The 15,067-nt window shown below is 59.8% G+C and carries 12 protein-coding genes and 3 pseudogenes; 3 read left to right on the top strand and 12 right to left on the bottom strand.

All coding sequences use genetic code 11. The features are described 5' to 3' along the window. The first annotated feature begins 380 nt into the window (after positions 1-380). A complete protein-coding gene (locus RAD15_RS02435) occupies positions 381-2,744 on the top strand; it encodes a PAS domain S-box protein (protein WP_458173988.1) in 2,364 nt (787 codons plus the stop codon). 262 nt (positions 2,745-3,006) lie between these two features. On the opposite strand, the pseudogene RAD15_RS02430 reads toward RAD15_RS02435, so the two are convergent. The 12 genes and pseudogenes from RAD15_RS02430 to RAD15_RS02375 all read right to left on the bottom strand — a co-directional run. Next, positions 3,007-3,372 (bottom strand): annotated as a pseudogene (locus RAD15_RS02430) (IS110 family transposase); the annotation flags it as partial. 280 nt (positions 3,373-3,652) lie between these two features. Next, a complete protein-coding gene (locus tag RAD15_RS02425) occupies positions 3,653-3,817 on the bottom strand; it encodes a hypothetical protein (protein ID WP_458175047.1) in 165 nt (54 codons plus the stop codon). Then, complete coding sequence (locus RAD15_RS02420) at positions 3,768-3,929, bottom strand: hypothetical protein (protein ID WP_458173986.1); 162 nt, start codon at positions 3,927-3,929, stop codon at positions 3,768-3,770. Before RAD15_RS02420 ends, RAD15_RS02425 begins: the two co-directional genes overlap by 50 nt. A gap of 162 nt (positions 3,930-4,091) precedes the next feature. Further along, positions 4,092-4,322: a hypothetical protein gene (locus tag RAD15_RS02415; RefSeq protein WP_458173984.1), complete on the bottom strand. Its 231-nt coding sequence runs from the start codon at positions 4,320-4,322 to the stop codon at positions 4,092-4,094. A gap of 27 nt (positions 4,323-4,349) precedes the next feature. Beyond that, positions 4,350-4,991 (bottom strand): HD domain-containing protein, encoded by a 642-nt coding sequence (locus RAD15_RS02410; protein ID WP_458173982.1) that lies wholly within the window; start codon positions 4,989-4,991, stop codon positions 4,350-4,352. A 182-nt stretch (positions 4,992-5,173) separates the two neighbouring features. Continuing rightward, the gene (locus tag RAD15_RS02405) at positions 5,174-6,148 is read right to left on the bottom strand and encodes a GlxA family transcriptional regulator (protein WP_458173980.1); all 975 of its coding nucleotides are present in this window, start codon (positions 6,146-6,148) and stop codon (positions 5,174-5,176) included. Positions 6,149-6,358: 210 nt separating this feature from the next. Beyond that, positions 6,359-6,781: a cupin domain-containing protein gene (locus tag RAD15_RS02400; protein ID WP_458175001.1), complete on the bottom strand. Its 423-nt coding sequence runs from the start codon at positions 6,779-6,781 to the stop codon at positions 6,359-6,361. 189 nt (positions 6,782-6,970) lie between these two features. After that, positions 6,971-8,182 carry an MFS transporter gene (locus RAD15_RS02395; RefSeq protein WP_458173977.1) on the bottom strand — a complete coding sequence of 404 codons (1,212 nt, stop codon included), beginning with the start codon at positions 8,180-8,182 and terminating at the stop codon, positions 6,971-6,973. Positions 8,183-8,192: 10 nt separating this feature from the next. After that, a complete protein-coding gene (locus RAD15_RS02390; RefSeq protein ID WP_458173975.1) occupies positions 8,193-8,864 on the bottom strand; it encodes an HD domain-containing protein in 672 nt (223 codons plus the stop codon). A gap of 74 nt (positions 8,865-8,938) precedes the next feature. After that, positions 8,939-9,928, bottom strand: coding sequence for an NADP-dependent oxidoreductase (locus RAD15_RS02385; RefSeq protein WP_458173973.1), 990 nt, complete (start codon positions 9,926-9,928; stop codon positions 8,939-8,941). Between the two features lie 1,541 nt (positions 9,929-11,469). Further along, positions 11,470-11,664, bottom strand: a pseudogene (gene rpmD, locus RAD15_RS02380) (50S ribosomal protein L30); the annotation flags it as partial. Between the two features lie 122 nt (positions 11,665-11,786). Continuing rightward, a complete protein-coding gene (locus RAD15_RS02375; protein ID WP_458173971.1) occupies positions 11,787-13,100 on the bottom strand; it encodes a hypothetical protein in 1,314 nt (437 codons plus the stop codon). 166 nt (positions 13,101-13,266) lie between these two features. On the opposite strand from RAD15_RS02375, the pseudogene RAD15_RS02370 reads away from it, so the two are divergent. Next, positions 13,267-13,371, top strand: a pseudogene (locus tag RAD15_RS02370) (arsenate reductase); the annotation flags it as partial. Positions 13,372-13,431: 60 nt separating this feature from the next. Further along, positions 13,432-14,865 (top strand): restriction endonuclease, encoded by a 1,434-nt coding sequence (locus tag RAD15_RS02365; protein WP_458173969.1) that lies wholly within the window; start codon positions 13,432-13,434, stop codon positions 14,863-14,865. Positions 14,866-15,067 lie beyond the last annotated feature (202 nt).

Here is a 15,067-nt window from a genome sequence, read left to right as displayed (position 1 = left end):
TTGTGACTTCGGGTCAAGTCACACCTCCCAGCGACCAGATGCCTTCGGGAACGCGGTTCTTGTCCAAACCATACTTGCAAAACGAACTTAAGTTTCATTTTGAGGCGCTGCTAAACTAGCCGCCCGGCTGAGCCGACCGATCGGACGGCACCTTGCAAGGCGGCAACTTCCCAGTCTGCGCGAGCCGCTGGAAAGCCGGCTCGGCGGGCGCACTTCGCACACCGTCCTTTGGGCTTATGGCTACGCTTGCAATGTGACTTTGGGGTTGGCCTCCGTCATCCTCCATACGAAACAACCGTGCCGCCTTTAGGAACCAAGACTGACCGAGCGGCGTTTCATCGAAATGTGTCCCAACCCACTGGGGCTGGGATAGGATTTGTATGGAAGTCTCCAACCGCTTCGAAGCCGCACAGACGAGCGACGGCCGTTACCGGCTGCTCGTCGAGGCGATCACTGACTACGCGATCTACATGTTGGACCGCGAGGGTCGCGTGACCAGCTGGAATCCAGGTGCGAGGCGCTTCAAGGGATATGAGGCGGATGAGATATTAGGTCGTCATTTCTCGACCTTTTACACCGACGCTGAGAGGTCGCAGGGTGTCCCTGCGCAAGCGCTGGCAGAGGCCGAGCGTACAGGCCGCTTCGAGCGCGAAGGTTGGCGTGTCCGCAAGGACGGCACGCAGTTCTGGGCCCATGTAGTCATCGACGCGATCCGCTCGCCCGAAGGGCACTTGGTCGGCTTCGCTAAAATCACCCGCGATTTGACCGAGCGACGGGCCGCCGAAAAAAAGCTGCGCGAAAGCGAAGAACAGTTCCGCTTGCTCGTTCAAAGTGTGACCGACTATGCCATCTACATGCTGGATGCCGGTGGCCACGTGGCAAGTTGGAATCTAGGTGCGCAGCGCATCAAAGGCTATGCCCCCGAAGAGATCATTGGCCGACATTTCTCCGATTTCTACACGGAAGGCGACCGTGCCGCCGGGCTTCCCGGGATTGGCCTTGAGACGGCGACCCGAGAGGGGCGCTGGGAGCACGAAGGTCAACGGGTCCGAAAAGATGGCACTACGTTCTGGGCACACGTCGTGATCGACGCGATCCGGGACGACGCTGGCAAGCTTCTCGGCTTCGCCAAGGTGACGCGGGATATCACCGAACGCCGCGAGGCGGAAGCCGCACTCCAGGCGGCGCAGGCGACCATGATCCGTTCGCAGAAGCTTGAGGCGATCGGGCAACTCACCGGTGGCGTTGCGCACGACTTCAACAACTTGCTGCAGGTAATCAGTGGAAATCTGCAGCTACTGAGCAAAGACATCGCCGGCAACGTCCGGGCTGAGATGAGGGTCCAAAGCGCCCTCGCAGGTGTTGCCCGCGGTTCGAAACTTGCTTCTCAATTGCTTGCCTTCGCGAGGCGGCAGCCGCTGGAGCCAAGAGTGGTGAACGCCGGTCGCCTGATCAAAAACATGGACGAGATGCTCCGTCGCGCCCTCGGCGGGGAGATCGAAGTCGAGACGGTAGTCGCGGGCGGGCTATGGAATAGCCTAGTTGACCCGGATCAATTTGAAAATGCTGTCTTGAACCTCGCGATCAACGCCCGCGACGCGATGAACGGCGAAGGCCGACTGACGATCGAAGCAAGCAATGCCTTCTTGGACGACGAATACGTCAGGCAGCATGACGAATTGTCTGCGGGACAATACGTGATGATCGCTGTGACTGATACGGGCACCGGCATTCCGCCTGACATCCTGGAACGGGTTTATGAGCCATTTTTCACCACCAAGGCCGAGGACAAGGGCACGGGCCTGGGCCTCGCCATGGTTTACGGCTTTCTCAAGCAGTCTGGCGGACACGTCAAAATCTACAGCGAGGTAGGTGCCGGGACCACGGTGAAACTGTACTTCCCGCGATCGGCAGCAAGCGAAGATACTCTGGTCGGGCCTGCGTCAGGCGAGGTGCAAGGTGGGGCGGAAACCGTTCTCGTGGTTGAGGATGACGATGAGGTTCGCGAAGTCGCGGTCTCGATGCTGACCGAACTCGGCTACCGCGTCGTCAAGGCGCGAGATGCGGCCAGTGCACTCGTTGTCGTCGATAGCGGCATCCCGATAGATCTGATCTTCACCGACGTCATGATGCCTGGCAGCCTACGGAGCCCGGACTTTGCGCGAAAGGCCAAGGAACGATTGCCTAATGTCGCTGTGCTTTTCACATCCGGCTATACTCAGAACGCCATCGTGCACGGCGGGCGGCTCGATCCCGGAGTAGAGCTTCTGGCCAAACCTTATACCCGCGAGGCGCTCGCTCGGAAAATCAGACACGTCTTGGGTAATCAAGCTCAAAGACGTGCGGCTCGGGGGGCGCGGCACTCGGCCAATGAAAAGATTCTCAAGGACGCAACCGTGTTGCTCGTCGAAGATGACGACCTCATCCGCCTTACCACGACGGAGATGCTGAGCGATATCGGATACAAAGTAAAAGAAGCCAGAACGGCTCAAGAGGCCCTAAAGCTCCTGGATGAGCAGCTCGTAGACATTTTACTCACGGATGTCGGCCTGCCCGGCGTTTCAGGTCTGCAGCTCGCAAGGGAGGTCCAGGCGCGCCGGCTCGATCTATGCTTGGTGCTCGCGACAGGTGACAACGCAGTGAAAACCGAAGCCGCGCAAGTGGGCGCGATACTCATCGTGAAACCCTATACCGTGGAGTCTCTTCGTCAGGGGTTGGAACACGCGATGAAGAAACATCGCTGAATAGATCTAGTATCGCTTGGAGGTTGAAAGGCGCAATTGAGAGTCGAGACCTCGTCGACCTAGCCCCTTCGAGTTGGTCACTGACATCATTGTTCAAAGTCCGCGCTTATTTGGCCAGGCTCAGCATTTGGCGATGAAGGGGCAAGGCAAGCTATGTGTCCGCTGTTGATGCTGTTGTCTAATCGCTGCTGAGGCGTCAAGCATATAATTCGTTCAAGGGACGCTGCTGGGTGCATGGTTGTCTTCGCGGTCGGCATTGGCCGGTGCGGGTCAGCATGCTGTCGAATTCTTTCACCCGTACCTCACGAAAGAACCCGACTTCTGCGAGCTGCGCCAGACCATCGGCGTCGTTCGCGTCCGTCTTGTTCGCCGCCATATCGAGCGCCGCTTTAGCATGGCGCACATCGATGCAGATCGCCGGCAAACCCTCGGTACGCAGAGAATGATAAAACCATATCGACAGTGGTCCGGTCTCGAAGAACACGCGTTTTACGGATGGCGCCGCTTGCGGATGAGCTCAGCTATGATTCTGGGATCGGATGCGCACTTGCCGCGCCCGTTTACCTGCTCGGCGGATCGAGACCGACGTCTCCTTTATCGACACGTCGAGACCGATATATTCTTCCATGGCTGTTCTCCATTCGATGCTTGGGCCCGGCGTCCAGTCGTGAGCCCGTATTTCCATCCTATCGGGGAACAGCACCCTCCAAGACTAGTGATTGGCTTAGGGCAACTCGCTCCTGCGATTACCCCATGTGGACGGCTCCTCCACGGGCACGAGAGTGCCAAGGAGTGGGCGCCGTTTAAAGCTCCCACGATTCGAAGGAGCAGCCTATGCAGTCAATTTCGACGAATGGTCTGAATATAGCAAAGGCGGTCTTCCAGGTGCATGGCGTCGATGCATCCGGTCAGGTGGTGATCCGCCGGCGGCGGCCCTCATTGCGCGGCCATGGTACCGGACATCGGAACACCCAGCGCTCGCGGTCGAAACGCTGCGGGCGCAGCGACGTGATCAGGCGATAATCATCCGGGCTGGTGTTGACGATGATGTCCGGAATCAAGCTTGGCAGCACCAGGTTTCTTCAGTGCAGTGGCCTGCTTCATGATGTTCTGCCGGGACAGATCGTTAACGTTCCATCCGGTGAGCTGATCCTCGATATCGCCCTCGGGATAGTACCTCCTCATGAAATCCAGCCACTCCAGATAGGCGGGATCGTTGGCCCATTAGGGATCGCCGAGCGACTTGGTCGGCGTCGCAGAGATCGCTCCCTTGGCGTTGTCGAGCCCGGCCGGCTTGAGGATCGTCGGCACGAAGTTGCTGCCGATCGGCAGGAACTGCTGCGCGCGTCAGACGGGCTGGGCCGCTTTGCGGATCGCCTGCGAGGTAAATTTGCCGGTCGACGCATTGAGGAAGACGTTGGCGCTGGTGCTCGCCAGCGCCACGACCTGCGAATCGACTGTGGGCGATGTGACGTCGTAAGTCGACGTCGCGACAATCTCGGGGAACGAGCCGGGCCAGTTCGGCCTTGCTGCGAAGATATTCGCGGCCGTAGTCGTCGTCTGGTACAACACGGCCACGCGCGCACCGGGCGTGGCAACGAACGCTCAGTGCGGCCAGGCTGAGCCCAGGATGATCGAGCAGAAGTTCTGACGGACATAGTTCATGCCCTTCAGCGCCAGGACGTCGGCCTTCACGTTTCCGAACGTCGTCAGCGGCTTCTTGATGATGCCGTTGGCGAAGTGATCAATGATGTTCTCCTTGAAATTTGTCTCGCGCGGATGATGGACGCAGACATGATCGCGCTGTTCATCCGTGAAGTCGTGATAGGCGATGCCGAGCACGTCCATTTCCACGCCGGCGGTCACCAACGCGATGGTCGGGCGCATATGCTCGGGGATTCCGGGCGTGGTGTGGAGCGCGATCGCGGTCCAGACGTCCTCGATGTCGCGCTTGGGCACGCCGTAGCTTTTCATGAAGTCGCGTGCGGTATTGGCGCCGTCGACCTCGAAGCGCAGATCGGGGCTCGAATATTTCTCGGTGAGACCCATGTCGTGGAACATGGCGCCGAGGTAAAGCGGTTCCGGGTCATATTTCAGCCCGCGGCGCTCGCCGGTCAGCGCGCCCCAAAGGAAGACGCGGCGACTGTGGTTGTAGAGCAGGTCGTCTTCGGTATCGCGCACGAGCTGCGTGGCGGCGCGCGCGATAGCACTGTCAGGCACGCGGATGCCGGCGATGAGATCAGACATGGAGCAATCTCCTCGGTTGAGTAGTGGGCTGCTTGCTTGTCGGTATTAGGCAACAGAGCCCGGCGCCGGACAACGAGCGGGATGCTGTGGATCAAGACGACGGTACGTCGTTTCCTGACAAAAGGCCGGCTGTGGCTTCGCGGCAGCGGGAGACAGCGGTTCGTCGCGGGATAGCCCGCGATCTATTCCGATTCTGCCCGCCGGAAGCTGGCACGATATTGGACAGGGGTCACGCCAAGACGGGTGCTGAAGACGATCCTCATCCGGTCCGCCGACCCGAACCCGCAGTCGAAGGCAATGGCCTTCAGCGGCCGATCGCTCGCTTCCAGCATCATGCGCGCCGCATCAACGCGGGCGCGCTCTATAAATTCGTGCGGTGTGGTTCCGGTCACCTGCCCGAAATGCCGCGCCAGATTCCGGGCGCTCATGCCAACGACAGCGGCCAGCGACTCCAGCGTGTGGCGATCTCCAATGTTCGCCATGACATGGTCCTGGATGCGTGCGATCGGCGATTCCGGATCGGCAGGTGCCGTGAGATAGGGACTGAACTGCGATTGTCCGCCCTGGCGCTGGGCAACAACGACCAGCCGCTTGGCGACCTTGAGCGCCGTTTCGGCACCGTGGCGCTGGCCGACGAGTGCCAAGCCTAGATCTATCCCCGCCGTCACACCGGCTGCGGTGATCAGCCGTCCATCGCGCACATAGATCAAGTCCGGTTCGACTTTCGCCTTCGGGAATCTCGCCGCCAGCGCCTGTGCATCCTGCCAATGGGTCGTGACTCGCCGATCGTCGAGGAGTCCGGCATAGCCGAGCACAAAAGCCCCTGTGCAAATCGATCCATAGACGCTCGAGCGCCACGGCAGCTCCTTGACCCACTGAAGCAGGCACGGTTCGGGCTCCGCGTCCGGTGGCGTCGGAGTGCCGGCCACCAGAACGATGTCGAAGCCGCCCGCCGCCTCCTCGAAGGTCAGGTCGGCGACCATGCGTATGCCGTTCGACGCGCGCAGCGGATCACGGTGAGCAGCAACCAATACAGTTTCGTAGCGATCCGCGCTGCCGAGAAACGTGTTCGCCTCGCTGAACACGTCCATCGGCCCTGCCACGTCCAGGGCCTGGACCCCCTCACAGACGACAATCGCGACAGCTTGTACCGGCACCTGCCTCTCCACTCTGGAGCCCTATTATGCAGGTAGTCCGGACCCTGCAAAAGGCCTGGCGCGATCCGAGAGGCAACAGAACGAACATCCGCGCATCCGGGGTCAACCAGGGGCTATAGACTTCTGGTTTCGCTGGCGTAGCCTCCAACTAAGCGGTCCTTGCCGCTCCCCAAAAGGACCATTACAGCCATTGGCGAGCTCGTCGCGCCATTATTGTGATCCCGGTGCCTTGTCCGGCGTCGTCAAGGGCTCGTCCTTGGAATCCACAACGAAGACCGCCAGTAAGCTGGCGGGCTCCTTGTCACTCGCGTTCTCACTGACCCTGTGATGCGAACCGGGCATTTCGTAAAAGCTTTCGCCTGTGTGATAGATCTTCGCGGGTTCGTCGCCGACTTGACTACGGATTGCCCCGGACAGCACGTAGGCGTAGATAAAAGCCGATGCTGCGTGGTGATGAGCGAGCGATTTGGCTCGGGGAGGATAAGTCACCGTCACAGCAACCAGCCTCTTTCCTTCGACATTCGGCAGTGCGTGCGCGAAGGCGACTTTCACCTGCTCCCGGTCCTGCGCGATCGCCGGGGAGGCTCCCATGACGATCGCTGCTGCTATCAGCGGGACGGCGGCCGTTCGCAGCGCTCCTCTCGCTACTTTTGCCGACATACGTCGAGGGTTTGATACAGCACCAATCCGATAGGCAAATCTACTGATCGACATCATCGCATCTCCTCTTCTAACGAGTTCACGCAACTGCCTGAAACCAGAACGCAGAGCCGAACCGATGGTCATGGTGAAGCTTCCGATGAGAGGCCATCGCCGCCGCCATCACCTTCCGCCCGATGTGCCGCTGCCGCTGAGCAGCACCGACAACAGAGCTGCCAGGGCGAATCCCGCAGCTACCCAGCCGAGCCGCTCCACCGCGCCATTGGCAATGACCACAGCGCCCGCCGCAGCACCCATTGCGCTGCCGAGGTAGATGGCCGAGGAATTCATCGAGAGACTGATCGGCGCCAGTGCCGGAGCCAATGTCACCAGCCGCGCTTGCTGCGCCGTTATCAGCCCCCAACTGGCGAACCCCCAAATCAGGATGGCCGGCAGCAGGACAGGCATTGCCCGCGCCGGCTGGAGGGCCGCGCTGAGCGAGAAGGCAAGATAGGCCAGCAGGGAAAGCCCCCCACCAACGATCACGACACTGCGCGCGCCCCAATGATCCGCCGCGCTGCCGCTGAGCTGGGTGCCGACCGCACTGGCCAGGCCAAAGCCCAACAGGACCGGCGCCAGTGCCTGCGGAGCAAGGCCGCCGACGCCTGCTATGAACACACTGAGATAAGTGTAGACGGTAAAAGTGCCGGCCACGGTCAGCACGCTCGTCACCAGCACCCCGAGGATATCGCGGCGCTTGGCCAGCGCCAGACGCTCACCAAGACCAGCCGTGACGCCAGGCCGTTGGCGCGGCAGCCGGATGAGAATCCCTAACAACGAGAACACCGCCAGCCCCGCCACGCCGAAGAAGGTGGCGCGCCAGCCGAAGCCCTGCCCCACCAGTACGCCCAGCGGCACGCCAGCGATGATGGCCAAGGTCAAACCGGTGGTGATCGTGGACAGCGCGCGGCCACGCCGCTCCGGACCGCCCAGCGCGGCGGCATATCCGCTGGCCGCCGGCATGAAGCTTGCTGCGGACAGGGCCAACAGCAGCCGCGCGGCCAACAGCCCGGCATAGCCCGGCGCCAGCGCGGCGAGCAGGTTGCCCAGCGCGAAGCCGCCCATGGCGACGACCAGCAGGCGACACCGCTCCAGCCCGGCCGTCAACACGGCCATAACCGGCGCGCCAATGGCATAAGCGAGGGAGAAGGCGGTGACCAGATGACCGGCGGCTGGCAAACCGACGTTCAGGTCTCGCGCCAGGGCCGGGAGCAGCCCGGCGATCATGAACCCCTCGGTACCGATGGCAAAAGCGCCGAGAGTTAGCCAGATGAGAGAGGCCAGCGAGTCGGCGCTGGTAGCTTGCGCGCGACCGGGATTGAGTTGCTGGAGCACAGGATAGGTCCTAGTCATGATGGTGAGACTTGTGCTGGGAATCCGGGAAGGGCGACGCAGCGATCAGGTCGCAGGCGTTGGGACTCTTGAACCCTGGGATGAAACGTTCGCAGACGGCGGCGTTGACGGTGCCATACGTCGTCGACGGCTTGTGCGCAAAACCGGCGAAATACTCCTGAATGAAGCCTTCCTTGAAATTTGTGCGCGGGTACTTGGCGACAATTTGCTCGCGCAGCTCCGCGGGAAATTGGTCGAACCCCACCCCGACGACATCGAGAAGAACACCGGAATTGAGGAGCGCGACTTCGGGCCCCATGTACTTGGGGATGCCGGGGGTGGTGTGCAGCGCGATTGCTTCCCAGACGGTCTGCACCTGATCTTCAGCGATGTTGTGGGTGCCAAGAAACTGCCGAGCAGCATTTGCGCCATCGACCTCGAAGCGCTCGTCTGGGCTCGAGAACTTCTTGATCAGGCCGAGATCGTGAAATGCGGCAGCGACGTAAAGGAGCTCACGGTCGAAGCGCAGATTCCTCTGACGACCCTGCTCAGCAGCGAACAGGTAGACGCGGATCGAGTGATTAAACAGCAAATCGGTGGAATGTTCGCGAAGGATGTCTGTCGCCTCTTTCACAAGCAAGGAATCGGGAATGACGAGAGAATGGGCGAGATTTGGGGTTGTCATTGTTTCTTCCTTTCAAGAGTTAGTGTGGCCTTGGCTGCGCGTTGCGTGCGAGCGCAACGACGAAATGATGCTGATCAACTCGCTCCGACGTCGAGCACGATCTTTCCTTTCGGCTGAGGCCGCACACGTTCCAGCATCAAATGAGCCTCGCGCGCATCCGCGAGGGGTAAGACAGCTCCGACGTTTGTTCGCAGCTTTCGACCATCGATGTAGCGCGCGATCTTCGTCAGGTATTGGCTCGTGACGTCGACCAAAAAGAAGGTGGCTTCAACACCGTAGCGCTTTGCAAGAACCTGATCCGGGCTGGACACTGCCGAGATCAGCTTGCCGCCGCGACGAAGGACCTGGAATGAGCGGTCTTGAGTTTCGCCGCCGACCAGATCAATGACAGCGTCCGCGCTCTGAACTTCTTCCTCGAAGCGCTGCGTCCGGTAGTCGATCACCGTGTTTGCGCCGAGGTTGCGCACAGCGCAAACGTCGCCCGTCGATGCGGTTACGACGGTGTGCACACCCGCGTGATGGGCCAATTGAACCGCATAGGATCCAACGTTGCCGGCCGCACCGTGAACGACCACCGTTTGACCCGCCTTGAGATGAGCATGATCAAACAACGCCTGCCATGCCGTCACGGCAACAACAGGAACGGACGCGGCTTCAACGTGGGTTAGCGAGATTGGCTTGTTCGAGACCATGCCCGCGGACGCCACAGCGTACTCGGCGTAGGCCCCGACAAACTGCGGATTCGTAACACCATAAACCGGATCTCCCACACGTAGTTCACTGACTCCGGGCCCCATCGCGACGATTTCGCCGGACAGATCCGAGCCCAGAGTGAGGGGGAGCGGTTGCGGCAAAACGCTCTTGCCAGACCTGATCCACCCATCCCATGGGCCAACTCCAGCGGCCGCAACCTTGACCAGGACCTCGCCGGGACCTGGCTCGGGTCGTGGCACGCGCTCGAACTTCATGGTCTCCGGTGACCCAAACTTGTGCACGCGCCAGGCCATCATTGTTGAATGAGTTCGCTCTTCACCAACTTGAGGAACGATGCTGCTGGGGGTCATCTCATGCTCCTTGCGCTCAGTTCGCCATGCTTGCCGTCGACCGTTCGGGGCGATTGATAGGACGGGCTCATCCGTATGTCGCAAGGAGCCGTGTCCGGGACAACGAGCACGGTCCTACGGATCAGGACAGCCGTACGTCGTTTTCTGACAACGACCGGTCAGAGCCTTGGGGCCGACAAACACAGTCCCGCCATTGATGCTGCGACGGATCATAGCGTCTCCTGCCGACTCGGTCTTCCACCGAAATAAATCAGCAACGTGCTGGAAAGCTCGCAGGAACCTCAGGCATCGTCTGAGAATCGAACCAGTTAAGCCGCAGCGACCTGCGGCTGGCGCGCGGCCTTACACCCTGTTTGAGAGAAAGCCGATCCCTCGGGAGCAGTCTTGGACCTGCTGCCGAGTCCGAGTATCGGCGGCTTCATCAAACACAGCGGATGCATTAATACCTGATCGCTTGGCTTGGGACTCGGCCCTTCTGCACGCTGCAATTCGCTGCTGTACTCTGTACGCGAGAGCGCCGTGGAATGCCGGCCTCGATCGGGTTAAGTGGAGGCCAACAACCATAGGCACGCCCAATGTTGAGGAAGTTGAAACAATCCCACCAAGCCTACGCCTAACCACTCGATAGCAACCGGTACCACTACTCCCACTCGATTATTCAAATCGCACTAGCGTGTTGAAATCCTTCCGATTTTCTTCTTACGGCTGCTGATATTCCGACGACGGGGCCGTCAAAAAGCTACGCTGTTGATTTTAATACGGAAATTTCCTCGAAAATTTTTCTGTGAGTTCACCAACTATCGGCATCTTTCAGTCGATTGCAATATGCAAAGGTGAGCGTCGCATCGCTCGATATCACTCCGCAATGTGCCGTCATTACCAGCGCATTGAAAACCGTGATCGCACGGTCAAGATGCTATGCTCATGAGTTCGCATGCATCGCGATGCCTCAAGCCGTCTTTATTGATGACGTGACGAACGGTCTTGGTGTGCGCGTCGACCCAGTAAAACACGTCGATCTTGCGAGCGTCCTCCCAGAGCTTTTTTTGCTTTTCAAAGGCCTTATTGAAATTCTTCTCATGTGGATCGACCAGCAGGAATCGGCGACTCCCGTCGGGCATGGGCAGTCCCCCGATTGCCAGATGCAGATCAATTGGCCCGCGTAGCCGCGCGTGGCTTACAATCACCAGGATGTTGGGCTGCGCACGATCAGGGTTCACAGCGTCAAATTGCCCTGCAGCCTTGCCAATGACGCGGGCTAACGCATGCGCTGTCGGATCCTCGCGAGTGTCCTCCCGAATCTCTCCCGACTTGAGATCTTTTGGAACGGCAAAGATCCAGTCGTCGCGCGGCGATTTCAGCTCACAATAGCCTTTCAGTTCCCCGTCTTTCATCAACTTGAAATCGGGGCTTTTGTTTTTTCCCTCCGGCAATCGCACCAGTTCCAAGCCGCGACCATTGAAGACGAGCTGACGCACGAGCGCTTCATCTGCTGCTTCGTCTTGCGGCTGCGGCAACACCAGACGATGCTCTTCGAACAACTCTTGATCCGGAAAGCGAATGAGGTGTCGCACCTTCTGGATCATTCCCCACATCGGAGCATTGAACTGGACTGATACGGTTCGACCGATCTTGTTCAGTCCCAGGCCCTTCAGTGTGCGACGTTGCGAATGATGGCGCCTGATCGGACTTCGAATCTGCTGTATCCGAATGTAGTCGGCCACAATCCGCTCCATCGTCTAGAGAAACGCGCCGTTAGTCAAAAGGAAGTAGTGACGGCCGCGCAAGCCCGATTTTCATTACGTTGCCTTAGCCAGCAATTCGAACGCGTTCTGCTCACTCTGATCCCTTAAAACCGCTAACCGTCGAAGCCCTCTTTTGGCAGCCATCTTCGGGTTTCCAGTTTTCGTGGGCGAAACGGATCGCCCAGCAGTGCCAGGCCATCGCGAAACAGCGCGTAGTTGTAGTACTCTTCGCTATCCGCTCGCCGGCCAGGGCTTCCTTCTCCAGTGCCGAAGCCAACCGGCTCGAAGCTGGGGAGAGCGAGGCGCTCAGGAAGGTTTTCGCCGCCGCTCCGGATCATACCGGTGAGGTCGTTCAGAAAAGCCCTGCAAGCTGTCTCCTCCATCACGAACCAGCCGACGGAGTCGCCCAGGAAACCTCGGGAGATTACATCCCGGACAATGTGGCGCCTCCAGACAGGATCGTCCCAGAGCCCGTCGTGCCACCAGCGTGCAAGCAGGGCCGGCCAGATTGAAAAGGCGCTTCCGAGATACCAACGCCCCGCATAAGGCAATCGAACGAACGCCACCGGGCCGGCGTCGGACGGGAGAGGACCGGTTCTCGCGACTCCATCGATCCAATCGACCACCTGCATCAAGCCCATCAAAATGAAATTGGACCGTTGTGTCGCGAGGGCCATCGGTGTCGAAACCCCACCGCTGCGAGCGGCGTGTTCGGCCGGCGGCGACGGAGGCTTCTTGCGTGGCTTGGGAACAAGCGTTTCAGCGACACTCAGGAATGCGCCTGTTGTTCCGGGCTGCGAACCGAAAGCAACCGAGTAACCATGGACGACGTGGCCAAAAGGCGATCCTTTGTTCGCGTATGGCTTCACCTGCCGGGCATATTTTCGCGTTGCTTCAGCTGCAACCGCTTTCTCCGTCGCGTTTGCAGCGAACGAACCGTGCGCCTCGGCCAGCACGACGCCAAGTCCCTCGGCGTTGCCCCCGCTATAAAGAAAGTCGGCGTGGGGACGTAGCACACTGGCCAGGCAGGCCGCGTTCCCACGCCAGACATACCCCAAGGCGTTCATGTAGAGATCTGTTATGCCGGCTCCACAACGAGCGGCAAAGAGAGTTCTTTCGGCGTCGGCGAGATCGATGAAATCATCGGTCAGTGCGAACACCGGCTCATTCGAGACCAGGCATTCCAGTTGCGCAAGCGCACTCTTTTGCAAGCCAGCGAGCAGCCGCGGCTTGCCCTGACGCGTCGTCGCCGTTCTTCCGATGGCTGCTGCAAGCGCGATGGGTCCAAACGTCAGTGCGGACGCGGGCGCCGGCACCTGGAAAAGAGCTGAGACTGGACTGGGAACATGCCGATGTTTTGTGTGGGTAGACAGGCCGATCGTTACATCGACATCCCACAACCCGGTCTTCGAGATTACGGTAGTCATGCGCTCCCCCGAACGCCGCCGGCGCTATCGGCTGCTCGGCTTGTCGGTAATATCGAAGCGAGGAATCGTTAGACCGACAATCTGGTTGATAAACGTCTTCGCCTCAATCATTTAGGACGACAATACCGCGTTGATTTGCAAGCACAAACTCTCGACTAGTGACACCAAAGGGGTCAAACTGTGTCGTCCCTCGGACGCAGTCCTGGATCTGCTGCCTAATCCGCAAATCGGCCGCTTCGTCAAGGAGGACGGCGAAATCGTTGATACCTGATCAACTGGTTTGGGATCCGGCCCTTCGGTTAACCGAATCTACGCCGCGGTGAAGACGGCTTTGGCGCTCGAAAACAAGCCGCCGCTCGAAGTCGTCGACCTGCACGGTGCTCCGCAGGGCAGCGTTTTCAGGATGCCCTCATTCAGTGGAACATGGGCACGCTGTCTCGAAGGACTCGCTCATCCCCACACAGGCAAGATACGCCCCGTGACCTTCGACCACGATGTAGCGAAGGGTCGTGACGACGTGGTCCTGCTACACCTCAACCATGTCCTCGTGCAGATGAGCTTGCGCCTGTTGAGGGCCGAGGTATGGGCACAGAGCGACGTGAAGAAACTGCACCGCGTCGACGTTCGGTTCTTACCTGCCGACAAGATCGACGATCTTGCGGTCGTCGTCGTCTCTCGCTTGGTCGTGACAGGCGGAAACCATCATCGCCTGCATGAGGAGTTGACTTTATCGGGCGGCTACACGAGCGGCGAGGACAAGGATTGGCCCGATACACTGGATTTGAATACGGGGCAGTTCGTCTACTACGGTGACAACAAGTCGCCTGGCCACGAACTTCACGATACCCAACGTGGCGGGAACACGATCCTGCGCCGTGTCTTCGAGCTTCTCCATTCGTCCCAGCGCTCGACAATCCCTCCCTTCTTCGTGTTCAGGAAGTATCCGACGCCGGCCAGCGCACGGTCCGTCCAATTCAAGGGCGTTGCGGTGCCGGGATTTCCGGGCTTGCCTTCTACCGCCGATTTGGTCGCTGTGTGGAAGACGACCGACGGTGAGAGATTTCAAAACTACCGTTCGGTGTTTACGGTCCTCGATGTTCCGATGATTCCGCGTGCGTGGTTGAACGAACTCAACGCCGAACAGCCGCAGAACTCCGCGCCGCAGGGTTGGAACGAATGGGTGAAGACCGGGCGCTATCGCCCGCTCGCGTCGGAGAGCACGACCGTCATCCGCAGTCCGGACGCGCAGATGCCAGGCAGTCCCGTCAAAAAGGCGATCCTTCGAGCGATATACGAGCATTTCAAAGAAGCGCCGATCGCGTTCGAAGGCTTTGCTGCACGCATCTTCCAGATGCACGATCCGCGCGTGATCGTCGATGCCATCACGCGTGGCGTTGTGGACGGCGGCCGGGACGCGTATGGCCGCTATCTGCTGGGGTTGCCGGGCGACCCCGTCTATGCCGAATTTTCCTTGGAAGCGAAGTGCTACCGGCCGGGAATGGACGGCGTCAAACCGGTAACGGTCGGAGTCGAGGATGTATCCAGGCTCATTTCCCGAATTCGCCATCGCCAATTCGGGATATTGGTGACAACCTCCCTCGTCGCCCGGCAAGCTTATCAGGAGGTCCGGGAAGACCGGCACCCGATCCTTTTTTTCAGCGGCGGGGACATCGCCAATATCCTCGTCGACAACGGTTTCAATACTGCGGCGCTCGTCGCCGATTTTTTATCGAAGGAATACCCTTTGCGGGCGAGTGAAACATGACCGACACAGCGATCGCCCCCGTCACCGCCAACGCTTGGACCGCCCGCGAGCCCGCTGTAGGCGGCATTCGCTCACTGATCGAGAAGTACGGCGTCGCCTTCGCGGCACCCCGCGCGTCGCTCGCCGACGTCGACGAGAACGATTGGATCGTTTTGCTCGGCGACAAAGGCCAAATCACGCGGGCCGGTCGCGTCTTGAGGGT

The sequence above is a fragment of the Bradyrhizobium sp. 14AA genome (genome assembly GCF_054185205.1).
Note: the sequence above shows the minus strand (reverse complement) of the source record. Positions and strands in the feature narration are given on the sequence as shown.